At 72.5% G+C, this 24,576-nt stretch carries 15 protein-coding genes; 5 read left to right on the top strand and 10 right to left on the bottom strand.

The window, feature by feature from the left end; genetic code table 11:
* Positions 1-3 precede the first annotated feature (3 nt).
* A complete protein-coding gene (locus BJY16_RS13400; protein ID WP_185039779.1) occupies positions 4-585 on the top strand; it encodes an isochorismatase family protein in 582 nt (193 codons plus the stop codon).
* Between the two features lie 979 nt (positions 586-1,564).
* Here the strand turns inward: BJY16_RS13400 and BJY16_RS13395 are convergent.
* From BJY16_RS13395 to BJY16_RS13385, 3 genes are all read right to left on the bottom strand, one after another.
* Entirely contained in the window at positions 1,565-2,986 is a 1,422-nt protein-coding gene (locus BJY16_RS13395) for an MFS transporter (protein ID WP_239177368.1), read from the bottom strand.
* A 222-nt stretch (positions 2,987-3,208) separates the two neighbouring features.
* The gene (gene ctaD, locus BJY16_RS13390; RefSeq protein WP_185039778.1) at positions 3,209-4,969 is read right to left on the bottom strand and encodes an aa3-type cytochrome oxidase subunit I; all 1,761 of its coding nucleotides are present in this window, start codon (positions 4,967-4,969) and stop codon (positions 3,209-3,211) included.
* Between the two features lie 148 nt (positions 4,970-5,117).
* Positions 5,118-6,224, bottom strand: coding sequence for an FAD-dependent monooxygenase (locus tag BJY16_RS13385; protein WP_185039777.1), 1,107 nt, complete (start codon positions 6,222-6,224; stop codon positions 5,118-5,120).
* A 312-nt stretch (positions 6,225-6,536) separates the two neighbouring features.
* Between BJY16_RS13385 and BJY16_RS13380 the strand changes: the two genes are divergently transcribed.
* The gene (locus BJY16_RS13380) at positions 6,537-7,604 is read left to right on the top strand and encodes a DNA polymerase ligase N-terminal domain-containing protein (RefSeq protein WP_185039776.1); all 1,068 of its coding nucleotides are present in this window, start codon (positions 6,537-6,539) and stop codon (positions 7,602-7,604) included.
* A gap of 131 nt (positions 7,605-7,735) precedes the next feature.
* Positions 7,736-9,094 carry an MGH1-like glycoside hydrolase domain-containing protein gene (locus tag BJY16_RS13375; RefSeq protein ID WP_185039775.1) on the top strand — a complete coding sequence of 453 codons (1,359 nt, stop codon included), beginning with the start codon at positions 7,736-7,738 and terminating at the stop codon, positions 9,092-9,094.
* Between the two features lie 488 nt (positions 9,095-9,582).
* Here the strand turns inward: BJY16_RS13375 and BJY16_RS13370 are convergent, their stop codons facing one another.
* The 7 genes from BJY16_RS13370 to BJY16_RS13340 all read right to left on the bottom strand — a co-directional run bounded on the left by BJY16_RS13370 (position 9,583) and on the right by BJY16_RS13340 (position 22,150).
* A complete protein-coding gene (locus tag BJY16_RS13370) occupies positions 9,583-10,668 on the bottom strand; it encodes an S-(hydroxymethyl)mycothiol dehydrogenase (protein WP_185039774.1) in 1,086 nt (361 codons plus the stop codon).
* A gap of 34 nt (positions 10,669-10,702) precedes the next feature.
* The gene (locus BJY16_RS13365) at positions 10,703-11,152 is read right to left on the bottom strand and encodes a MarR family winged helix-turn-helix transcriptional regulator (RefSeq protein ID WP_185039773.1); all 450 of its coding nucleotides are present in this window, start codon (positions 11,150-11,152) and stop codon (positions 10,703-10,705) included.
* Positions 11,153-11,387: 235 nt separating this feature from the next.
* The gene (locus tag BJY16_RS13360; protein WP_185039772.1) at positions 11,388-13,040 is read right to left on the bottom strand and encodes an EAL domain-containing protein; all 1,653 of its coding nucleotides are present in this window, start codon (positions 13,038-13,040) and stop codon (positions 11,388-11,390) included.
* A 329-nt stretch (positions 13,041-13,369) separates the two neighbouring features.
* A complete protein-coding gene (locus BJY16_RS48385) occupies positions 13,370-17,827 on the bottom strand; it encodes a PDDEXK-like endonuclease domain-containing protein (RefSeq protein WP_275408066.1) in 4,458 nt (1,485 codons plus the stop codon).
* Between the two features lie 234 nt (positions 17,828-18,061).
* Entirely contained in the window at positions 18,062-19,030 is a 969-nt protein-coding gene (locus tag BJY16_RS13350; protein WP_185039771.1) for an SDR family oxidoreductase, read from the bottom strand.
* An 895-nt stretch (positions 19,031-19,925) separates the two neighbouring features.
* Positions 19,926-20,594: a hypothetical protein gene (locus tag BJY16_RS13345; protein ID WP_185039770.1), complete on the bottom strand. Its 669-nt coding sequence runs from the start codon at positions 20,592-20,594 to the stop codon at positions 19,926-19,928.
* Positions 20,595-21,778: 1,184 nt separating this feature from the next.
* Positions 21,779-22,150, bottom strand: a complete 372-nt coding sequence (locus tag BJY16_RS13340; protein ID WP_185039769.1) for a hypothetical protein — start codon at positions 22,148-22,150, stop codon at positions 21,779-21,781.
* A gap of 76 nt (positions 22,151-22,226) precedes the next feature.
* On the opposite strand from BJY16_RS13340, the gene BJY16_RS13335 reads away from it, so the two are divergent.
* Complete coding sequence (locus BJY16_RS13335; RefSeq protein ID WP_185039768.1) at positions 22,227-23,522, top strand: AAA family ATPase; 1,296 nt, start codon at positions 22,227-22,229, stop codon at positions 23,520-23,522.
* Between the two features lie 36 nt (positions 23,523-23,558).
* A complete protein-coding gene (locus BJY16_RS13330) occupies positions 23,559-24,560 on the top strand; it encodes a beta family protein (protein WP_185039767.1) in 1,002 nt (333 codons plus the stop codon).
* The last annotated feature ends 16 nt before the right edge of the window (positions 24,561-24,576 follow it).

Genomic DNA, 24,576 nt, shown 5'->3' with positions numbered 1-24,576 from the left:
GCCATGTCACGCGCGCTGATCATCGTGGACGTGCAGAACGATTTCTGCGAGGGCGGCTCGCTGCCGGTCGCCGGTGGCGCCGCGGTCGCCAAGGGGATCTCGCTGGTCCTCGACAAGGCCGGCGAGCGCTGGGACCACGTGGTCGCCACCAAGGACTACCACATCGACCCGGGCGCGCACTTCAGCGCGCACCCGGACTTCGTCGACTCGTGGCCGGCGCACTGCGTGGTCGGCTCGTCCGGCGCCGACTTCCACCCCGAGCTGGTCACCGACCGGATCGAGGCGGTCTTCCACAAGGGGGCGCACCAGGCGGCCTACTCCGGCTTCGAGGGTCACACCGAGGCCGGCGAGGATCTCGCCGGGTGGCTGCGGGCCAGGGAGGTCACCGACGTCGAGGTGGTGGGCATCGCGACCGACCATTGCGTACGCGCCACCGCCCTGGACGCCGCGGCCGCCGGCTTCTCCACCACGGTCCTGCTGGAGCTCACCGCCGGCGTCGCCCACGCCACCACCGAAGCCGCCCTGGCCCAGTTCCAGTCCGCCGCGGTCCAGACCACCGGCTCCCCCATCGTCGCCCCCGCCTGACCCCGGCGGAAAAGCGAACCTCCTTCCGGCCGGTCCGTCCCGCCCATCGCGCTCGGCACGTCCCCACCGCGCTCGCCAACCACGCTCGGCGCCCGCCGAACGACGCAGTCAGCCGCCTTGCGCAGCGAAACCGAACGCGTTCCGAGCAGCACGAGCGGCACGTCTCAAGCCGCGCGAACGGCGCCTCCAACGGCACTCCCTTCCAAGCGGCGCGGACAGACGTTCCCGTACCGCGCTCGGCACGTCCCCACCACGCTCGGCGCCCGCCGAACGACGCAGTAAGCCGCCTTGCACAGCGAGACCGAACGCGCTCCGAGCAGCACGAGCGGCACGTCTCAAGCCGCGCGAACGGCGCCTCCAACGGCACTCCCTTCCAAGCGGCGCGGACAGACCTTCCCGTACCGCGCTCGGCACGTCCCCACCACGCTCGGCGCCCGCCGAACGACGCAGTAAGCCGCCTTGCACAGCGAGACCGAACGCGCTCCGAGCAGCACGAGCGGCACGTCTCAAGCCGCGCGAACGGCGCCTCCAACGGCACTCCCTTCCAAGCGGCGCGGACAGGCGTTCCCGTGCAGCGCGGCCGAACGCATTCCAAGCGGCGCGGACGGGCGTTCCCGTGCAGCGCGGCCGAACGCATTCCAAGCGGCGCGGACGGGCGTTCCCGTCCGGCGCGGGCAGGCGCGTTCCAAGCGGCGCGGGCAGACGTTCCCGTGCAGCGCGGCCGAGCGCGTTCCAAGCGGCGCGGGCAGACGTTCCCGTGCAGCGCGCTCCAAGCCGCGCGGGCAGACGTTCCCGTGCAGCGCGGCCAAGCGCGCTCCAAGCCGCGCGACCGCCGGATGGGCACCGCCGGACCGGATGGGGCCGCAGGCGAGGGCACGGGCCCATCCGGTCCGGCCCTCCAGCGGCCCGGCCACCGGCGGGCGCGCCGGCGTGGGCCAGGCGAGCTGGAAGCGCTCGACCTGGCCAGTCCGGGCTCCGGTCAGCGGCCGCCGGAAGCGGACCCCGAAGCCGGCCGGACCGAAGCCGGCCGGACCGAAGCCAGCTCGACATCCCCGGCCGGCTCGACGCCAGCGGCCGGGTCAGGACCGGGCACGATCGCATCCGCCGGATCCGCGGTCGACGCGGCCGGGTCCGCGGAAGGCACGACCGGGTCCGCGGAGAGCACGACCGCGCCCGCGGAAGGCGCGACCGGGCCGGTGGCGGCCTCGGTGGGGTCTGGGGTGGGTGGGGTGTGGCGGCGGCGTAGTTCGGCGGGGAGGACCAGCAAGGCGACCAGGACGCCGACGGCGCCGACGGCGGCGAAGCCCCACGTCGGGCCGAAGGAGTCGATGGCCAGGCCGGCCAGCGGGCCGCCGAGGGCGACGCCGACGGTGAGGGCGGAATTGTGCAGGCCCATCGCCTCGCCGCGGGCGGCGGCCGGGATCATCTGGCTGATCGCGGACGAGCTGGCGGTGATGGTCGGGGCGCAGAGGGCACCGGCCGGGATCAGCAGCAGGGCCAGCAGCCACCAGTGGGAGCCGCCCAGGCCGACCGGGACGGTCAGCACGGCCATCGGGATGAACAGGGCGAGCACCGGCAGGCCGCGCCGCACCGTGCCGTAGGCGAAGCCGCCGATCAGGGAGAACAGCGCCCACAGCGACATCACCAGGCCGCTCCAGCTCAGCTCGCCGGACTCGCGCAGCACCGCGACCACCGACACGTCGGTGCCGGAGAGGACCAGCGTGGCGGCCATCGTGACGGCCAGGACGGCGACGAACCGCGGCTTGAGCCACTCGCGCCGGGCGACCCGCTCGCCGGCCGAGACCGGGGCCTCGTGGTCGGCCCGGGTCGGCGGGTTGAGCAGCCACAGGCCGAGGCCGGCCAGCAGGATGCCGCCGGCCAGGGTGAGCATGGCGACGCGCGGGCCGGCCGCGCTGGTCGCGATCAGCACGCCGAGGGCCGGGCCGGCCATGAACGACAGCTCGGTGGTCATCGAGTCGAGGGCGAACGCGGGCAGCCGATGCGACTCCGGGGTCAGCGCGGCGATCGACTGGCGGGCCACCGAGAAGGCCGGCAGGGCCAGGAAGCCACCGACCACCGCGACCGGCAGCAGCGCCCAATAGGGCAACGCCTGGGCGACCAGCCAATAGATCACCTCGGCCACGGTGGTCAGCACCAGCACCGGGCGCAGCCCGCGCCGGTCGACCAGCCGGCCCATCACCGGGGCGCCGAACGAACCGCCGATCGTCGCGGCCGCGCCGACCAGGCCGGCCGCGCCGTAACCCCGGTCGAGGTCGGTGACGACGTGCAGGGTGAGCACGACGGCGGCGGCCGCGATCGGGATGCGGGCCAGCGTCGCGACCACCAGCAACGACGGAATCTTGGGCAGCGCGAGGGTTTCCCGGTAAGGCTTGAGCAACATGACGATCCTGACCTCCGCCGCCGATCCTCTCGCAGGGGTACGACAGAAACCAACGGCTTTGGCGCAGCTCACCTCGGGCCAGGCGGGCAGCCCACCGGCGCCGGAAGGCCGCGACCTGGGCGGGGGCGACGGGACACCCGCGAAACGCAAGCCGATCAGCCGGAGAGAACCGGAAAACGAAGCGGCCCGCACTCCGGAGAGTGCGGGCCGCTTCGCGCGGACTCAGTTGTCCTTGTTGCTCGCGGTGTCCTCCTGGTAGGTCGCCCCACCGTCGGACTCGTGGCTCAGCATCCGGGCCCCGCCCTCCGGCGGGCCGGCGACCGAGCCCTGGTCACCCGCGGCCAGCTCGGGGAACTTCAGGTCGAAGGCGGGCCGCTCGGAGCGGATCCGCGGCATCCGGTCGAAGTTGCGCAGCGGCGGCGGGGTGGTGGTCGCCCACTCCAGCGAGTTGCCGTGGCCCCACGGGTCGTCCGCGGTGGCGACCTTGCCCACCTTGTAGGACTTCCAGATGTTGTAGAGGAACGGCAGCGTGGCCAGACCCAGCACGAACGAGCCGATCGTGGAGACCGTGTTCAGCGTGGTGAAGCCGTCGGTGGGCAGGTAGTCGGCGTAGCGCCGGGGCATGCCCTTGGTGCCCAGCCAGTGCTGCACCAGGAAGGTGGTGTGGAAACCGATGAAGGTCAGCCAGAAGTGCACCTTGGCGAGGCGCTCGTCCAGGTAGCGGCCGAACATCTTCGGGAACCAGAAGTAGATGCCGGAGAAGACCGCGAACACGATCGTGCCGAACAGCACGTAGTGGAAGTGCGCGATCACGAAGTACGAGTCCGACACGTGGAAGTCGATCGGCGGGGCGGCCAGCAGCACGCCGGACAGACCACCGAAGAGGAACGTCACCATGAAGCCGATCGCGAAGAGCATCGGCGCCTCGAAGCTGATCTGGCCGCGCCACATGGTGCCGATCCAGACGAAGAACTTCATGCCGGTCGGGACCGCGATCAGGAAGCTCAGGAAGCTGAAGAACGGCAGCAGCACCTGGCCGGTGACGAACATGTGGTGCGCCCACACCGACATCGACAGCGCGCCGATCAGCAGGGTCGCGGCGACCAGGCCCTTGTAGCCGAAGACCGGCTTGCGGCTGAAGACCGGGATGACCTCGGTGATGATGCCGAAGAACGGCAGGGCGATGATGTAGACCTCGGGGTGGCCGAAGAACCAGAAGAGGTGCTGCCAGAGCATCGGGCCGCCGGTCTCCACGTCGAAGACGTGCGCGCCGAGCACCCGGTCCGCGGCGAGGGCGAACAGCGCCGCCGCCAGGAACGGGAAGACCATCACCGCGAGCAGCGCCGTGACCAGCATGTTCCAGGTCATGATCGGCATCCGGAACATGGTCATGCCCGGGGCCCGCAGGGTCAGGATCGTGGTGATCAGGTTCACCGAGCCGAGGATCGTGCCCAGACCCGAGATCGCCAGGCCGACCACCCACATGTTGCCGCCGACGCCCGGCGAGTGCAGCGAGTCGCTCAGCGGCGTGTAGGCGAACCAGCCGAAGTCGGCCGCGCCACCCGGGGTGAGGAAGCCGCCGATGGTGATCAGACCACCGAAGAGGTACAGCCAGTACGCGAACGCGTTCAGCCGCGGGAACGACACGTCGGGCGCGCCGATCTGGATCGGCACCACGTAGTTGCCGAACGCGAACACGATCGGTGTCGCGAAGAACAGCAGCATGATCGTGCCGTGCATGGTGAACAGCTGGTTGAACTGCTCCGGCGAGAGGATCTGCATCCCCGGCCGGGCCAGCTCGGCCCGCATCAGCAGCGCCATGAGGCCGCCGAGCAGGAAGAACACGAAGGCGGTGATCATGTACATGATCCCGATCTGCTTCGCGTCCGTCGTGCGCAGGATCCGGGCGAATGCCGAACCCTTGACCTGCCGCCTGACCGGATATGGACGGGTCGCGATCGGCGACGGCGCAACGGTCGTCACGAATTGCCTCCGTTGTCTCGTTCGTCCCACTCGGCACGCCACGAAGATCGGGCGTACCTCGCTGGCAGAATAGTCCCCCGACGACCTTCGGCCGTCGCGGGGTGACCAAAGGGCCACCTAGGACGAACGCGGCGTGGTAACGCGAGGGCTAGACCGGGGCCAGCAGACCCTTGTACTGATCGGTGAAGATGCGGAGGCCACGGCGGCGCAGCATCGGGTCGCGCAGCGACGGCGGCACGTCCCGGGTCCGGTCCCGCTCGCGGGTCCGGTCGCGCACGTCGGCGCAGCGCGGGCGGCGCCGCTGCTCATAGGCGCGCAGCGCGCCGGCGATGCCGCCCTCGGCCCGGCGCAGCTCCTGACCGAGCACGAAGCCGTCCTCGAAGGACATCGCGGCGCCCTGGGCCAGGGTCGGCGCGGTGGCGTGCGCGGCGTCGCCGACCAGCACCACCGGCCCGCTCGACCAGGACGGCAGGACCACCTCGTCGGTCCGGGCGACCGACACCTTCTCGATCCGGTCGAGGATGGCCGGCACCGGGCCGCCGAACGAGCCGAACACCTCCTGGACCCGGGCGCGCGGGTCGGCCGGGTCGGGCGCGTCGGGCGCGGTCTCGTCGGCGTAGCAGTAGATCTTGCGACCGCCCATCGGCATCGCGACGAACTGCGCCCGCCGGCCGAGCACCGCGGTCCAGTCGGTGAGCGGCGGGCCGCCGGAGACCACCGCGCGGTAGACGATCTGCCCGGTCGGCGTGGCCGGGCCGCCCAGCCCGATCTTCTCGCGGATCGTCGAGCGGCGGCCGTCGGCGCCGACCACCAGGTCGTACTCCGCGATGGCGCCGGTGGTGAACTCCACCTTGGCGCCGCCCTCGACGATCTGCAGGTCACGCACCTCGGTGTCGTAACGCACCTCGCCGCCGACCCCGGTGAGCAGCACCTGCTGCAGGTCGGCGCGGGACAGCGCGCGGGACTCGCCGACCCCGGCCCAGAGCCCGGCCACATCCATCTCGAACAGCTCGCGGCCGCGCGCGTCCAGGAAGACCTGCCGGAAGATCAGGTCGCCGAGCGGGCGCAGCGGGACGTCGAGACCGAGCAGGCGCAGCGCGCGGGAGGCGTTGCCGGGCAGATAGATCCCGGCGCTGGGGCTCATGGTGGCCGGCAGAGCCTCCACCACGTCCGGGCGGAAGCCCGCGACTCGCAGCCCCCGGGCCGCTGCCAGACCGGCGATGCCGGCGCCCACCACGAGGATGCGCAAGGTCATCGGCCAACGCCTTCCTGTCGATGGATACGCGTCGGAGCCAGAACACTACCGCGCGCCACCGTCGCGGGAAACCCACGATCAACATCGAATCCGATTCGCCCTGCACTCGGCGTATCCGACCGCTTTGGCGTCACCCCCGCGGGTGGCTCCACGGCGGCGAACGCGCGACCGGCCCGGGCGAGCGCGACCGCCCGGCGCGCCCGGATCAGGCGGCGCGGCACCAGCGGCGAAAGTGTGGTCCCCGTCATGTCCACACCCAACCATCGGGGTACGACAATTCCCGGCCGCTCGATCGGACGGCAGAATCAGTACATGCCGGACCGTCTGGACGAGTACCGCCGCAAGCGCGACCCCGCCCGTACCCCCGAACCGGTCCCCGCCGCGCCCGGACCGGGCACGGCGGACGAACGGCACCGCTTCGTGATCCAGCAGCACCACGCCCGCAGCCTGCACTGGGACGTCCGGCTGGAACGCGACGGCGTGCTCGTCTCGTTCGCCGTCCCGCGCGGCCTCCCCCGCGACCAGGCCCGCAACAACCTGGCCAAGCACACCGAGGACCACCCGCTGGAGTACCTGGACTTCGCCGGCGAGATCCCGGCCGGCGAGTACGGCGGCGGCCGGATGACGATCTTCGACTCGGGCACCTACGAGACCGGCAAGTGGCGTCCCGACGAGATCAGCGTCACCTTTCACGGTGATCGCACGAGGGGTCGATACGTCTTCTTCCAGACCGACGGCGCGGACTGGATGGTCCGCCGGATGGACCCGCCGGAGCCGGGCTGGGAGCCGATGCCGGCCGAGCTGCGGCCGATGCTGGCCACCCGGGCGGCCACGCTGCCCGCCGACGACGCCGCGTGGGGCTACGAGATGCGCTGGGCCGGGCAGCGCGCCCTGGCGTACGTCCATGGTGGCCGCCTGCACCTGAGCGGACCCGGCGGCGAATCGCTGACCTCGGTCTTTCCCGAGGTCCGGGCGATCGGGCCGGACCTCGCGCCGGTCGAGGTGATCGTCGACGGCGAGCTGGTGGTGTTCGACGGCGCCCGGCCGGACCCGGACCGGCTGGCCCGGCGGGTCCGGGCGAAGAACCCGAAACGGGCGGCCGACCGCGATCCGGCGCACTTCCTGATCTACGACCTGCTCTGGCTGGACGGGCACCGGACCACCGAGCGGCTCCGCTACGCCGAGCGCCGCGAGCTGCTGGACGGCCTGGCGCTGGCCGGCGAGCACTGGCAGACCCCGCCGTTCTTCCCGGGCGGTGGCGCCTTCGCCCGGGACGCGGCACGCTCGCAGGGTTTGTCCGGCGTGGTGGCGAAGCGGCTGGATTCGCCCTACCTGCCCGGCGAGACCAGCCGCTGGTGGCGGGAGATCGACGTGAACTGAGGTAACCCCGCTATCGCCGCTCGCCGCAGTGGTACCGAAGATGCAACCGGCAGTTCCTTCAGATGCACCGCGGCGCGCCCGATGGCGGGGGGTCAACCGGCGACCGCAGTCGAAAGGGCCTCACGTCTTTGATGTACGCACCGGCTGTCTCCGACCTGTCCGCCGAGCTCTGGCAGTCCGCCGCCCGGGTGCTGGACACCAACTGGTCCGGTGACCACACCGTGCCGTCCCGCCGCCTCTACCCGCATCAGTGGAGCTGGGACGCCGCGTTCACCGCGATCGGGCTGGCCTACGTCAACCCCAGCCGGGCCTGGCGGGACCTGCGCAGCCTGTTCGAGGCGCAGTGGCCGGACGGCCGGGTGCCGCACATCGTCTTCGACCCGGACACCGCCGAGGACGACTACTTCCCCGGGCCGGGCGTGTGGAACGTGCCGGCCTACGCCGGGCGCCGGCCGCGCAGCAGCACCGGGCTGGTCCAGCCGCCGCTGCACGCGCTCGCCGCCTGGGAGGTCTACCGGCACGCGTCGGCGCACGGCGCGGCCTGCGCCGGCGAGGCCCGCACCGAGCTGGCCTGGCTCTACCCCCGGCTGGTCGCCCAGCAGGACTACCTGACCGAGCGCCGGGACGCGGGCGGCACCGGGCTGGCCGCGATCGTGCACCCGTGGGAGTCCGGGCTGGACGACAGCCCGGCCTGGGACACCGTGCTGGACGCGGTGCCGGCCGACCGCACCCTGCTGGACCGGCACCCGCGCCGGGACCTGGCCGTGGCCGACGCCACCCACCTGCCCACCGACCGGGACTTCGCCCGCTACCTCGGGCTGGTGCTGAACTACCGGGACGGCGGGTACTCGGACACCGACCTCGTCCAGCGGCACCCGTTCGTGGTGGAGTGCCCGGCGTTCAACAGCATCCTGGCCGGCGCCGAGCTGTCCCTCGCGCAGATCGCCGGGGTGCTCGGCCGGCCCGGTGCCGCGAGCCGGCACCGGGACCGGGCGCGGGAGATCACCGCCGCTCTCGCCCGGCGGCTGTGGGACCCGGCCACCCGGACCTTCCGGGCCCGCGACGCCCGCACCGGCCGGCTCAGCCCGGCGCGCTGCGTGAGCGGCCTGCTCCCGCTGATGCTGCCGGACCTGCCGGCCGACCGGGCCGAGGCGATCATGACGGAGGCCCGGTCGGAGCGGTTCGGGCTGCCCGCGCCGAGCGCCGACCGGACCGGCCCCGACTTCGACGCCGGCCGCTACTGGCGCGGACCGATCTGGATCAACGTGAACTGGCTGCTGCGCCGCGGCATGCAGGTGCACGGACACCACGGCGAGGCGGAGACGCTGCGCCGGGCGATGCTGCGGCTGGTGCACGAGCACGGCCACTACGAGTTCTTCCACCCGGACACCGGGGCCGGATCGGGCGCGCCCGCCTTCAGCTGGACCGCCGCGCTCTGCCTCGACCTGCTGGCGGACCGGTCAGCCCCCGCCTACGCCCGAGCCGCCTGAACCCGAACCATCCCCGCTGCCGCGACGCCGCTTCCAGCCTTGCGGATTTCTTATCCGGTACGACTGGTGGTCCCGTGCCAGTCGGCCCGCGAGGCCCAGCCCGGCCACGACCGCAGCGCGTGTCGTGCGGGTCCGCCGCCGGTCCGCGATGTCCGCGGTGCTCACCGACCGCAGCGCGCCTCCCGGTGCCGGCTGGGCCTCACGGGTGTCTCGCGGGGTCGGAGACACCCGTGAGAGCCAGCCGGGGCCGTGCGCGCACCGCGGCCGTGGGCACAGCGGGCGTCGCGTTGCGTCCAGCGGACCCGCACGACACGCGCTGCGGTCGTGGCGGGCCGGAGCCTCGCGGGCCGGCCGGCACGGGACTACCAGTCGTACGGACAAGGAATCCGCAAGGTGGAAGCGGTGTCGCGGCAGCGGGGATGGTGGTGATGCCCGGAGGGACGACGCCGGCGGCGCGCTCCCGGGGAGGGAACGCGCCGCGGGGAGAGTCAGAAGACGACGACTGAGCGGAGCACGTCGCCGGTGTGCATCTTGGCGAAGGCCTGCTCGACCCCGTCCAGCGGGATCTCCTCGGTGACGAACGCGTCCAGGTCGAGGCGGCCCTGCCGGTAGAGCTCGGTCAGCATCGGGAAGTCGCGGCTCGGCAGGCAGTCGCCGTACCAGCTGGACTTCAGCGCGCCGCCGCGGCCGAAGACGTCGAGCAGCGGCAGCTCGATCGTCATCTCCGGGGTCGGCACCCCGACCAGGACCACGGTGCCGGCCAGGTCGCGGGCGTAGAACGCCTGCCGGTAGGTCTCCGGGCGGCCGACCGCCTCGATCACCACGTCGGCGCCGAACCCGCCGGTCAGCTCGCGCACCCGCTCCACCACGTCGTGCTCGCGGGCGTTGACCGTGTGGGTGGCGCCGAACCCGCGGGCCCACTCCAGTTTCCGGTCGTCGGTGTCGATCGCGATGATCGTGGTGGCCCCGGCCAGCGCCGCGCCGGCCACCGCGCCGTCACCGACCCCGCCGCAGCCGATCACCGCGACCGAGTCGCCGCGGGTCACCCCGCCGGTGTTGATCGCCGCGCCCAGGCCGGCCATCACGCCGCAGCCGAGCAGGCCGACCGCGGCCGGGCGGGCCTGCGGGTCGACCTTGGTGCACTGCCCGGCGTGCACCAGCGTCTTCTCCACGAAGGCGCCGATGCCCAGTGCCGGGGACAGCTCGGTGCCGTCCTCCAGGGTCATCCGCTGCTTCGCGTTGTGCGTGTTGAAGCAGTACTGCGGCTTGCCTTTGGCACAGGCCCGGCAGTTGCCGCAGACGGCCCGCCAGTTGAGCACCACGAAGTCGCCGGGCGCCACGTCGGTCACGCCGTCGCCGACCGCCTCGACCACGCCGGCCGCCTCGTGCCCGAGCAGGAACGGGAAGTCGTCGTTGATGCCGCCCTCCCGGTAGTGCAGGTCGGTGTGGCACACCCCGCACGCCTGGACCCGCACCACGGCCTCGCCCGGACCCGGGTCGGGCACCACGATCGTGGCCACCTCGACCGGCTTGCCCTTCTCCCGGGCGATCACCCCTCGCACCCGCTGACTCATCCGCCGCACGCCCCTTCCGCAATTGACACTGACCTTACGGGCTTTTCAGCAACGCCTCGGCTAGCTTGCCGAGCTGCCGGGCCTGGGCCGTGGTGAGCCGGTCGAAGACCAGCTGCTGGACCGCCTCGGCGTGACCCGGCGCGCTCGCCACCACCTTGGCGTAGCCGGCGTCGGTGAGCACCGCGATCTGCACCCGGCCGTCCAGCTGGTCGCGCTCGCGGAGCAGCCAGCCCTTCTCCTCCAGCCGGGCCACCACGTGGGAGAGCCGGGAGAGCGAGGCGCAGGCGCGTTTGGCCAGGTGGCTCATCGGCAGCCGGCGGTCCGGGTGCTCGGAGAGGGTCATCATCACCAGGTAGCCCATGTGGGTGAGCCCGGCGTCCCGCTGGAGCTGTGCCTCCATCGCCGCCGGCACCTTGACCAGCACCTCGACCAGCCGTCGCCAGATCGCCTGCTGCTCATCGGTCAACCAGCGGGGCTCGTCCATGCTGGAAGGTTAGTGGCGTTCGGACAGTCCGATATAGGCCGGGCGGACAGCATTCCACGCGGCGTCACCGAATCGATCGACTTACGTGAACCTCAGCGAGTAGGCTGTCCGAGGACTTTCTACCCCGCCACGGCGCCGGAACCGGCTGGCTGGGGGGCCTCGGCCGGTTCCGGCGTCGTGTGCCTGCGCACTCGCTCAAGAAGCGGGCGGGTCGTCCAGGCCGCCGACGACCGGATCAGGCGTTGCGCAGCCGGCCCGGGACGACCGGCGACGGGCGGCCGATCAGGTATCCCTGGACGTAATCCACACCGAGTTCGCGCAGCATGCGCAGGGTCGGCTCGTCCTGGACGAACTCGGCGACGGTGTGGATCCCGTACGCCTGGCAGACCTGGACCAGCGCCCGGACCAGCACCTGGTCCTGCGGGTTGTCGACCAGGTCGACGACGTACTCCCCGTCGATCTTCACGAGGTCGATCGGGAACAGCCGGAGGTAGCGGAACGACGCGTAGCCGGAGCCGAAGTCGTCCAGGGCCAGTGAGCAGCCCAGGTCCCGGATCCGGTCGGCGAACCGGCGGGCCTCGCTCAGGTTCCCGATCAGCGCGGTCTCGGTGATCTCGAAGGTGAGCTGCGTCGGGTTCACCCGGTACTCGGTGAGCAGGCGCTCCACCTCGGCGGTCAGCCGCGGATCGCCGACCGAGCGGCCGGACAGGTTGATCTGCAGGCCCATCCCGGGCTGCTCGACGGCGAGCCGCATGGCCCGCTCCACCACCCACAGGTCGATGTCGAAGACCGCGTCGAGACGCTCCGCGGCGTCCAGCACCTGGATCGGCGACTGCGGGCCGTCCCCCTCGTCGAGCACCCGCAGCAGCAGCTCGTGCCGGGTCACCTGGTTGGTCTGCAGCTCCAGGATCGGCTGCGAGTAGAGGGTGAACCGGTCGGTGCCGAGCGCGTCGGCGACCCGGTTGCGGTACGACCCCTGCCGGTCCCGGGCCGGCACCGGATGCGCCACCAGGGTCAGCGGCCGGTCCGCCTCCCGGGACTGCCGCCAGGCCTGCTCGGCGTCGATCAGCAGGTCGTGGCTGCCCGCCTCGGCGTCCGGCCGGAACCGGACCAGGCCGCACCAGACCCGTGCCCCGGCCGCCGCCCGGACCGCCTCGACCAGCTCAGCCGCCTGCTTGCGGGCGGCCGGCCAGGCGGTGGCGTCGAGCAGCACCGCGATCTCGTTGGTACCGACCCGGCCGAGCAGCCGGTCCGGGCCGACCGTGGCCTCCAGCATCCGGGCGGTGCGGTGCAGCAGCCCGTCCCCGGCCTCGTCGGCCTGCACCCGCAGCACCAGCAGCGCGCCGGCCGCCCGGCGCAGCGCGCGGTCGATCTCGTCGGCGAACCGGGCCCGGGTCAGCAGGCCGGTCGCCGGGTCCGGTTCGACCAGCGAGGACTGCACGGTCTCGCCGCGCCGGGTGAGCCGGGCGTCCTCCCGGCGGGCCCGCTCCCGGGCGGTGACGTCGCGCAGCGTGCCGCGGATGCCGCGGACCGTGCCGTCCGGGCTCATCATCGGCTCCAGCCGGCAGTCCACGTCGATCCAGCCGCCGTCGGCGCGCATCAGCCGGACGGTGACCCGCACCGTGGTCCGGCTGGTCCAGGCCTCGGTGATGGCGCCCAGCGCGCCGGCCATGTCGTCGCGGTGCACGTAGCGGGACAGCACCTGGCGGGTCTTCTCGTGCTCGGCGGGCGGGCGGCCGAGCATCGTGGAGAGCGCGGTGGACCAGACGATCTGGTCGTTGGCGGTGGTGTAGGAGAACCAGGCGGCACGGTCCTCGGCCGGCGGGCGCGGCTCGGGCAACGGGGTCGCCGGTGGCGACCAGCGCTCCCGTTCTTCGGGCACGGTCATCCGACGGCACCTCCCCCCTTGCACACGGCTGCTCCCCCTGCCAACCAGGACCCCTCACCTATTACGACCTGTCACCGGGCCGTAGTAACAGTGGACGCCGCGGTCAAAGTTTTGACGTATCCGCAGGCAAGGCCAGGAGCAGGGAATTATCGCCCATCCAGAGTAACGAAACAACCGAACGGCGGACCGCTTTACCACCCAATTCCACCGAAATAGCGTCGGCACCTCCATGACGGACAGTCACTGCCAGTATCCGTATTAAAACCTTGTGCGATTTCTTACCCTGGCGCGACCGTCCACATGCACTCCACGTCCCGGCAACCTCGCGGTCAGTCACCGATCGGGCTGATCTCCAGCTCGGCGATCCGCTGCCAGACCGGGCGCATCGCCGCCTCCGGCTCGCGGGCGAAGACGCTGCCCCGGATCCGGACGAAGACGCAGTTGCCGACCCGCTCCAGCACCGCCTGCCGGCGCATGTCGCTCTCCCACCGGTCCGGGCCGTGGTAGGCGTCGCCGTCGCACTCGATCGCCAGGCGCCGGCCGTCCGGGGCGTTCAGCACGAAGTCGATCCGGTACCCACCGATCCGGAACTGCGGGATCGGCCGGTAGCCGCGGACCGCCAGCAGCCGCAGCACGGCCCGCTCGAAGTCGCTCTCGCAGCGCGCGGCCGGGTCGGCCGCCGCCGCCTCGGTGGGCAGATCGATCGCGTACGCCAGCAGCAGCGCCCGGGCGTCGTCGGCGAGCAGCGCCTGCGGCCGCACCGAGTGGTAGATCCACAGCTGATCGCGGGCCCGGGACGCGGCCACGTTGATCCGGCGGTGGTAGTCGCGCTTGGTGAACGCCGCCACCCGCTGATCGTTCTCGGACACCACCATGGACACCAGCACGACGTCCCGTTCATCGCCCTGGAACGTGTAAGCGTCACCGACCCGCAGCCGCCGCGCCTGGATCTCGTCCTCGCCGATCGCCTCACGGATCCTGGTGAGCAGGTAGTTCGCCTGGCCGCTGCGGCTGAGCAGGCTGATCACGCCGAGCGTCCGGCCGTCGTACCGGGGATCAGCGACGATCTTGGTGACCCGGTCGACCAGGGCATCCGCCTCCGCCAGGTTGACCTCGCCGAAGCCGGGCAGGCTCTGCCGGACCCCCTCGGCGCAGAACACGTTGCGGATCGGCAGCAGCGCCGGCCGGTCCGCCCGCAACGGCATGATCTTGCCGTCGTAGTAGTGCCGCGAGGAGAACTCGATGATCTGCGGCACGCACCGGAAGTGCTCGGTGAGCAGGATGCGCTCCGGCGAGCGGCGCACCGCGTGATCGTAAAGCGACGACTCCGGATCGAAGTGCTCGGCCGACGGCACCTCGGTCAGGTGCCGCTGGATCAGCCCCTGCACCGAGCCGACGAAGCTCAGCTGCGGACCGATCTGCTGGTCGTCGCCGACCACCACGGCCCGCTCGGCCAGCGACAGCACCGGCAACGCGAACAGGTCCGCCTGCGACGCCTCGTCGACGATCACCACGTCGAACGTGGCTCCCCCGGCGAACTGCTCGATCGCCCGGTCCACCGACATCACCCAGACCGGCACGGCGGACACCGCGGACTCCATCGCCCGCTGGGCGTGCGCCTGCCAGAGCGCGGCGCTGCGCCCGGTGCCCTTGCCGATCTTGCGGAGCGCGGTGGTCCAGTCGGCGAGCGCGGCCCGCCGCCGGTCGTCCAGCGCCCGGGCCACCTCCAGCCAGGCCGAGGCGACCACCAGCTCACCGGTCAGCCGGCGAATCCGCGACCGGGCGCGCTCCACCCGGCGGCCGAGCAGCGCCGGATCCACGTCGCCGACCATCTGGTCGAACCAGGTCTGCGCCCGCCGCCACTCCCACGCGTCCAGGCAGGCCTGCCCGGAGACCACCGGATGCTCGCCGGTGGCGATCTTGGCGGCCCACTCCGGCGCGACCGCGGCCAGCCGGTCGTGCATGGCGTGGAAGCGCAGCACATCCGGCTGCAGCAGGGCCACCCGGCGGACCTCGGCGACCGCCTCGTCCCAGCCGTCCAGGCCCTGCCACGCCTGCGCCAGCTCCGGCCACCGGGCCAGCCGCTCGGCGACCGTCCGCTCCTCGGCGAGCCCCTGATCCACCACGAACACCTCGGCGGCGCCGTCGATCATCTCGGCCACGGCCGCCAGTCGCGCGCCGTCCAACTCCAGATCGATCTGGGGTACGCGAGCAGCCACCCGCTCCACCAGCGAAGGCCAGCGCCGCAGATCGAACTCCAGCGACTGGGCCGCCTCGGCGAGCAGCGCGCCGGCCCACACCTCCGGATCGGTCCAGCCGCCGGCCGGCTCGCCGATCCGCAGCCGGTCCACCCAGTCCGCCCACACGTCGCCGAGCCGCCGGTGCGCCTGCGCCCGGCGCACCCGGGCGATGACCAGATCCACGTCCTCGGCGGTGCGCATCGGCTCGCCGTCCACCCGGATCTCCTCGGCCACCCGGAACAGCCCGGCCTGCAACAGCCGGCTCAGCCCCTTGCCGGCGGCGAACCGCAGCCGGATCTCGGCCAGCCGGGTGAGCAGCAGCTTCGGCTCGGCCAGCAGCGCCTCGGCGATCACCACGCGGTGCCCGGCCTGCTCCTTCGCGCCGGCCGCCAGCTCGTCGAGCAGCCCGGTCACGGTGGCCACGTGATCCGCCCACATGGTGCGCCAGTGCTGGTCGTCCATCAGCCGGCCCAGCCGGTCGGTCCAGGTGCCCTCCCGGCGGCGCAGCCAGGTGACCGCCTCGCGCAGGTCGGTCATCAGCTCGACGTGCGCGGGGCGCTGCTCACGGCGTACCGAAGAAAGGTCCACGCCCTGGTCAGCCAACCGGGACAGACGCTCCCGCGCCGCGGCGATCTCGGCCCGGTGGGCCGCCACCGTGGCGGCGTCCGGCAGATCCATGATCTCCGGCAGCGGGCGCATCGCCGCCGCGCGATCGTCCGGCGTCAGCCGGGCGGCCAGCTTCAGCAGCGTGCCGAACTCCTCGATGGTCAGCGGCGGCGGACCGGCGACCGGATCCGGGATGCCGCCGTGCGCGGCCGCCCGCTCCCGCAACCAGGCGCCCACCTCGGCCGGCAGCAGGCTCACCCCGCCGATCTGATAGCTCGCCGCCTCGCTCTCGGCGATCAGCCGCAGCCCGGCCATCGCGGCAGCCAGCTCCCGCTCGGCCTCCTCCAGGTCACGGGTCAGCCGGTCCACCCGGCGCGCCTCGGCGTCCTTGTCCAAGGTGGCCGCCCGGTCGGACAGCTCCCGCGCGGCCAGCTGCAGCTGCACCAGCTGGTCGGTGGTCCGGCCGAGCACCGCCAGGCAGAGCGCCCGCACCTCCTCCGGCAGGCCGTCGCGCAGCACCCGGAGCGGCTCCTCCTTCTGGGCCACCACCAGGACCCGCTTGCCGTTCGCCATCAGGTGACAGATCAGGTTGCGGATGGTGTGCGTCTTGCCGGTGCCGGGCGGGCCCTGCACGGCCACGTTGCGGTGCTGGGCCAGCCGGCGGGCGATCGACTCCTGCGCCTCGTTGGTCGGCAACGGCATGAGCAACCGCTCGCCGACCCGGTACCAGGCCTCCGGGCGATCGTCCGGCATGGCCAGCCGGGACGGCTCGTGGGCCAGGACCGCGGCGAGCGCGCCAACCCCCTCGGTGGCCCGGCCGGCGGTCAGGCGGTTGCGCAGGTTCTCCAGGAAGCCGCGGAGCTGGCGCTGGCGGGGCCGGGCGAAGAGCACCGCGGTGTCCCGGACGAAAGCGGACTGCGGCCGGTCGTCACCGGGCCCGACCACGACCCGGTCATGACCGAGACGGGTCAGCGCACGCTCGAAGAACTCGCGGCGCTCGAACTCGTTCCACAGGTCGACCTCGACCACGCCGCCCGGGCCGGCCAGCCCCTGCAACTGGGCCAGGTGCCGCTCGTCCAAGCCGTGCAGGGCATCGGTCTGCAGCCGGGACGGGCCGGCCGGGGACACCGAGGCCAGGGCGCGGTCCGGGTCGTACTCGATCAGCACCGGGGTGGCGACCAGCGGATACCGGATCCGGGTGCCGTCGACCGTGGTCTCCAGGATGCCGTGGCCCCAGACCAGCTCGGTGGTGGCGGCGGCCATGTCCAGCTGGTGCATCCGGTCGAAGAGCTTGCGGTGCAGGTCACGGGTCTGTTCGGCGGCGGTGGTGAGCAGCGACCAGGGGCGCCAGGTCCGATCGCGCCAGACGGCGAAGTCGTCCGGTCCGTCCGCGGCGCCCGGCGCGGCCTGATCGCCCGCGCGGTCGTTGGCTCCGGCTTTCTCCCCAGCGCCGGGCTGCTGCCCTGCCTGCGCGTTCCCCCTGGCGCCGGGCTGCTCCCCGGCCTTGCCGTTCTCGCCCGGGTCGGGCTTTTCGCCCGCTCCGGCCCTGGTCACCGCGTCGGACTGTTCGCCTGCCGCGGTCTTGTCGCCTGCGCCATTTTTCTCGCTCGCTCCTGCCGCTGCCCTTCCGGCGAGATTGCTTGCGGCCGGTGGGGCGCCGTCGGTCGCCGGCTCGGTGGTGGCGGTGATCTCACCGCGCAGACGGCGGCGAAGAGCGGCCGGGACGGTCACCGGCGGCGGCAGCTCGGGGCGGCCGACCCGCAGCCAGGAAGCACCGTCCGCCCCCGGGCCCAGCTGACAGTCCGGATGCGCCGGCAGAGCGTCCAGCCAGTGCGCGTCGGAGGGCACGGTGCGGGCCGGGCGGTCCATCTGCGCGCGCACCGCAAGCAGGTAGTCGGCGACCGCGACAGCCCGGTCCCGGATCGTCGTGGGCGACTCCATCCCAGGAAGTCTAGAGGCGACCCGGTCCACCGGTGAGTGTGGTTCGCCGCCCATTCCCCACGGTCAGCCTTCCGCCGGCCCTCTCCCGGTCGAGCGTCGTCCCGGTCGCGTCTCGCGGTCAGGCTGCTGCGGGATCGCGCCTCGCGGTCAGGCTGCTGCGGGATCGCGTCTCACGGTCAGGCTGCTGCGGGATCGCGTCTCACGGTCAGGCTGCTGCGGGATCGCGTCTCACGGTCAGGCTTCTTCGGGGTCGCGGCCGACAGCGGAGCGGCCGCCGTCCAGCGGGATGATCGCGCCGTTCAGGAAGGCAGCCGCGTCGGACAGCAGGAACGCCACCACCTCGGCGACCTCGCTGGGCCGCCCCATCCGCCCGAGCGGTTGCAGAAGCCCGATCTCCCGGTGAAAGGCAAGGCGGTCCGCCTCCGGCAGATTCTTGAGGTACGCCGCCGAGCGCTCCGTGGCAAACGACCCCAGCGCAACCGCGTTCACCCGCACCCCGAACGGCCCGTAGTCAACAGCCAACGCCCTGGTCAAGCCTTCAATCGCCGCCTTCGCCGTGGCGTAGGGCAACGCACCCCGCACCGCCCGCTGCGCCTGATGCGACGAGACGTTCACAATCGCCCCACCCCGCGGGTCCACTCCCGCCGCCGACTCATCCAGTGCGGCGGAAAGCCCCCGATCTGCGCCACCAGCCGATCCAACCGGCGCGACGCCAAGTCCCCGACCTGAAGCACCAGCCGATCCAACCGGCTCGGTGCCAGGTCCCCGATCTCCAGCATCAGCCGATCCAGCCGGCGCGGCGGGCTGTCCGGAGCCGGCCGGATCCGCGAGGAAGACGCTGAGGGCGGCGGCGCAGCCGGTCAGCGTCAGGTCGAGGTTGCGCCGGATCAAGGCGCTCACCTCGGCGGCCGGTGTCTCGTGCAGCCAGGCCGTAGGGAAGATCGCGGCGTTGTTGACCCAGCCGCGCAGCGGGGCGGCGGAGGCCGCAGTCCGGGCGGCGCGCTCAGCGGTCGCCTGATCGGTGGCGTCACCGAGCACCGGAATGATCCGCGCCCCTCCCGGATGCTGGTCGATCCAGCCCAGCGCCGCCGGATCGGCATCCAGGACGACGACGGTGTCCCGCTCACCGACCAGCCGCTCGGCAATCGCCCGCCCGATCCCGCGGCCACCCCCGGTCACCACGAACGAAGAGGTCTCCGCCATCGATCATCGCCCCCGTGCCGGTCGCCCGATTCCTCCAACCTAGACCGGAACCCACCGATCCGCTTCCAGGCTGCTGGTCGATCCGGTGCCGTCTCGCCCCGGCCCGCCACTATCCAGTCCCCGCCCGCCCTCAGGGGGGCCGCCCCGAAGACAGTGTGGCGCAGAAGAAGGATTCGCCCGGGCCGGGCTGTGGACAATGCGCTGATGTGGATGACTCGCCGACCGGCAGAGGTAGCAGCGCTTCGCGTAGCCCGCCCTGAATCGGCGCGGGAGGGGCGAGGACGCGCGCGGCGCGGAGAAGCAACGCGGAACGGTGATGAGGTGAAAGGCGAGCCGCAGCTCAAGGGCCGGCTGATCGAGGGCCGCAAGGGGCAGCGGCACGAGGGCCGCAGCTAGCGGGCGACCGGGTGGTGGAGAGCCGCAAGAGGCCGCGGCACGAGAGCCGCAGCTTGAGGGCGACCGGGTTGTCGAGGGCTGCAAGACGCCGCAGCACGAAGGACGCAGCTAGAAGGCGACCGAGTGGTGGACGGCCGCAAGAGACCGCGGCACGAACGACACAGCTAGAAGGCGACCAGGTGGTGGACGGCCGCAAGAGACCGCGGCACGAACGACACAGCTAGAAGGCGACCAGGTGGTGGACGGCCGCAAGAGACCGCGGCACGAACGACACAGCTAGAAGGCGACCAGGTGGTGGACGGCCGCAAGAGACCGCGGCACGAACGACACAGCTAGAAGGCGACCAGGTGGTGGACGGCCGCAAGACGCCGCGGCACGAAGGACACAGCTAGAAGGCGACCAGGTCGTGGAGGGCCGGGGTGCGGCGGAGCCGGTGGACGCCGCCCAGGGCGGGCGGGCGGCGTCCACCGGGCGGCTCCGGCCCGCCGCGGGCGGAGGGTCAGGGGAACTGCATGCGCCGGGGGCGTGGGATGACCGGCGGGGGCAAGGGCAGGTCGTCGAGGTGGCTCCAGTTGAGGGTGCCGTTGTCGGTGGACTTGACCTCGCCCAGGCAGGCCCGGAGCAGGCCCAGGTTGGGGGCGCCCGCGTAGCCGGCGATGACCACCTCGGGTTTCGGCTCGATCCGGGAGATGGCGGCGCAGATCTTGGCGACCTCGCGCTCGTCGACCGCGTCCAGCGGGAGCGGGGCCTCGACCGGCGACCGGCGCCACGGCGGGCCGAACCGGCCGAGCAGCTCCCGCGCGAGCCGGCCGAACGAGCGGCCCACCTCGGCATCGGCCATCGAGATCCGCGCGGACTGGCCGTAGCACCACGGGACCACCACCCGGCCGTTGATCAGGACCAGCTGGTAGACCGATTTCGGCACGCTGATGATCTCGGCACCCGGCAAGGTGCCGAGGAACAGCACGAGCTCCTCATAAGGGAGCGGCCACCGCGGATTACCCAGCACGCGCTCCACGGTCTGGGTCATGGCCGGGCGGGCATGCACCTCGCGGTCGATTGCCGTGCTCAGGGCCTCTGGAACCCGAGTCCACAGCTCGTCGGCGATCTTGTCGCCGAACTGGTCGACCAGCCAATCGCTCGGACCGACGAGAACGTCTGGACGCATTCCCCACCACCACCGTCCGTGATGTCGACGTCACTGCTGGCTAGAAGAGTTGCACTTCCGATGATCGACTGGAAGGGGCCGCAACGAGATCAATAAAATCAACATGAATGAAATCGCACGGGTCGATCGAAGGTTAGCCACCACGCCGGGGCATCGAGCCGAGAGGTATCGAAACCTGCAACTTGCGCGGCGAACCGCACGCGCAAGTTGCAAGACGGTTTCACTATTCCTCCGTACCCGTTAGTGAACCGAAGACTTATTTCCGATCGGTGACGAAGAAGCAAACATTTCTTCACTTTCCATGATCAAAGGCTGCGCGACCTGCACGACCGCCGCACCGATGGTCATCTGCCCGGCCGCTCCGAAGTGGACCGGCCGGGGCGAAACTCGTTCCAGGCGCTGGATCCGCCTTCCAGCGAGATCCACACACCCCGGCCCGGACGCCCGCAACCGGGCAAACCCCCGGGCTCTGCGCAACTCGAGGCAGCCAAGTGTCGGATACCCGTCAGATCGCCCGCTGATAGATCAACAACGCCCGGCGAGCGCTGCCCCGAGGCCCACTTCGACCTTGTCCGGCGTCCGGCGGCGGCAACACCGGCACTCCCGTGGGACCGCCGCGCCGCCCGCCAAAAGGCGGCCTCAAAGGCGGCTACCAGAAAGCGGCCTCAAGGCGGCCGCCGAAAGGCAAGAGAAAATCGCCCGGCGACCGTCCACGGAAACCTCAGCGGGAAACGGACGGACGGGCCCCAGCGAAGCCGCGAGCGGAATGCGGAAGCCACGAGAAATAAGAAAGCCGGCGACCGACCGGAAAGGGAGAACGGAAACGGACCGTGACGGATCACTGGCGAATGCGGGGCCGGCCGAGGACGAAAGTAGGCCCTGAACCGGATAAGCGGAGCGCCGCCGTCCCGGTCGTCCGGCCGCCGGGAGGCACGCAACCTGCGCCGACACCGAAGCAGGGACGGATTGCCCCAGCTCGATACGCTGAGCGGCTCCGCCGGCCGGCGGAGCCGCAAAGGGCGTGAAGATCCGGTGGCGGGAACGGCTCGTACCGCCCGTTCCGGCCCCGTGAGCTCGGTCGATCAGACAGCGCGGGGGCACTCCGGGGCGGTCCCGGACAACCGTTGCGCCCGCGCAAACGAACCGACCGGCCCACGGACTCCGGAATGCCCTTCCCGCGCCGGTCAGCCGGGGTCGACGGTGTCCCAGGAATAGTCGAATCCGTCCGGCGGGAGCTGCCATTCGCGCAGCACCGTGAGCAGCTCGGACTCGTCGGCGGCCACCGCGCGGCGCAGCCGGACCCCGCCGAGGTCCTGGTCGTAGCCCTCCAGGCGGTCCGCTTCGTACTCCCAGTGGGTGATCAGGAAGCTGCGGCCGGCGTCGCTGCGCGCCGCGCCGTCGCGGATCGCGGCCTCGTCGGCCGGGGCGCCGCTGGGCACGATGTGCACGAACGACCAGCGGTGCGGCTGCGAGGCCGGGACGCGCATCGCCAGCCGCCGGCCGAGCCGCAACGCCGCCAGTTTGCCGGCCGGCCAGCTCCATTCGCGAAGATCCATGACAGGAGGCAGCCTACCGAGCCGGGCCGCCCGGCGGGTCGGACGTTTTGTCGGCGGGCCGCGCTACCGTGCCCGGGTGACTGCGATCAGCCCGGCCGAGGAGGCCGCCACCGTGATCGCCGCGGTGCTCGGCGACCTGCGTTCCGGCCGGCACCGGGGCGTCGTCGTCGACTCGCCGCCCGGCGCCGGCAAGTCGACCCTGGTGGTCCGCGCGGCCGGCGAGCTGGCCGCGACCGGCGCGCCCCTGATGATCGTGGCGCAGACCAACGAGCAGGTGGACGACCTGATCGAGCGGCTCGGCACGCGGTCCCCGGAGGTGACCGTCGGCCGGCTCTCCGCGGTGGACTACGAGCGCACCGACCGGGTGAAGGACCATCCGAACTGCCGGGTCGCCGCCAAGGTGCCCGATCTGGCCGCCCCGGCGATCACCATCGGCACCGCGGCCAAGTGGGCCACCGTCGCCGAGGGCAGCTGGCCGTGGGCGATCGTCGACGAGGCCTATCAGATGCGGTCGGACGCGCTGCTGCGGGTCGCGCCCCGGTTCGAGCGGGCGCTGTTCGTGGGCGACCCCGGCCAGCTCGACCCGTTCTCCACGGTCGAGGTGGAGCGCTGGACCGGCCTGTCCTGGGACCCGATGCAGAGCGCCGTCGCGGTGCTGCTCCGGCACAACCCGGAGCTGCCGGTGCACCGGCTGCCGGTGTCCTGGCGGCTGCCGGCGTCGGCGGCGCCGGTGGTGGCCGAGGCGTTCTACCCGTTCACCGGTTTCCGCTCCGGCACCGGCCCGGGCGACCGCACGCTGCGCTTCGAGCGGGCCGCCGAGACGTCACTGGACCAGGTGCTGGACACCGCGGCGGCGACCGGCTGGGGGCTGCACGAGTTGCCCGCCCGGTTCACCGTGCGGACCGACGCCGAGGCGGCCGCGGCCTGCGCCCAGCTCGCCGCCCGGGCGCTGGCCCGCGGCGGGGTGGCCGAGTCGGAGGCCGGCACCGGCGCGCTGACCCCGGCCCGGATCGCGGTCGGCGCCGCGCACCGGGACCAGGCCGCCGCGATCCGCGCGCTGCTGCCGCCGGAGGCGGCCGGCATCACCGTGGACACCGCCAACCGCCTCCAGGGCCGGGAGTACGACCTGACCGTGGTCCTGCACCCGCTCTCCGGCCGGCGCGACGCGACCGCCTTCCACCTGGAGTCCGGGCGGCTCTGCGTGCTCACCTCGCGGCACCGGCACGCCTGCGTGGTGGTGGCCCGAGCCGGCATCCCGGAGCTGCTCGACGCGCACCCGTCGACCGAGCCGGTGCACCTGAACGTCCCGGTCAAGTTCCCGGACGGCTGGGAGGCGAACCAATCGATGCTGGCGCATTTATACCGGCCGTAACCCACTGGCAACCGTCAATCCGGCTACCGTGGGACTATGACACCCGACGGGGCTTATCGACCGATTCTTCGGCCACGTCGCGGCGAGTTCACGGCGCTGGCGCACCTCTCCCCGGACGAGGCCGCCCGGGTGCAGCCGATCGTCGAGCTGGACCCGGCGATCAGCATCCTGCCGCTGGTCCGGGAGCTGCCGCCGCGCACCGGGACGCTGGCGCTCGACTTCGGCGAGGTGCCGATCACCGTGGAGCAGCCGCTCACCCTGGCGGAGCGGCTGGCCCGGCTCGGCGTGACGATGGTGCCGGTGCTCCGGCCGTACGAAAGCGGTCGTCGCCTGGTGGCCCACGGTCTGGCCGCGCGGATGCACCGTCGCCGGGCGATCCTGCGGCTCCAGCCGCACGTCGACGCCGGCAACCCGGCCCAGGCGGACGCGGTCACCGATCGGGTGCTGGCCACCACGGCACTCGATCCGGAGGAGGTCGACCTGCTCATCGACCTGGCCGGGACCGCCTGCCAGTCGCACGCCGACGCGGTCGAGGAGCGAGCCCGCCGGGTGCTGCGCTGGGCCCGGACCATGCCGTGGCGCTCGGTGAGCGTGGCCTCCGGCGCGATGCCGCCCAACCTGGACGACCTGCCGACCGACCGCCCGGTGGCGGTGGGCCGGCTGGACGCCCGGGTGTGGGCGCGGCTGGGCGAGCCCGGGATCGGATACGCGGACTACGGCGTCACCTCGCCGGTCCGGCGGCTCGGCGTGCAGCATCACCGGCAGCTGCCGACGTTGCGGTACACGACCGAGCGGGAGTGGTGGATCTACCGCTGGGCGCGGCGTGGCGGGCGCAGCGACGACCGGTGCCACGACCTGTGCCGGACCCTGGTCACCTCGGCGCAGTGGCCGGCGGCCGGCGCGAAGTTCTCCTGGGGTGATGCCGAGATCGCCCGGCGGGCCCGGACCGCCCGGGGCGCGGGCAGCTCGGCGAGCTGGATCGCGTGGAGCACCTCGCACCACATCTCGCATGTGCTGCGGACCCTGCCGGCCCAGTGAAACTGTCGTACGCTTG

This window comes from Actinoplanes octamycinicus (assembly GCF_014205225.1).
Taxonomy (GTDB): Bacteria; Actinomycetota; Actinomycetes; order Mycobacteriales; family Micromonosporaceae; genus Actinoplanes; species Actinoplanes octamycinicus.
The sequence above is the reverse complement of the archived record's forward strand: the minus strand, read 5'-3'. Positions and strand labels throughout refer to the sequence as shown.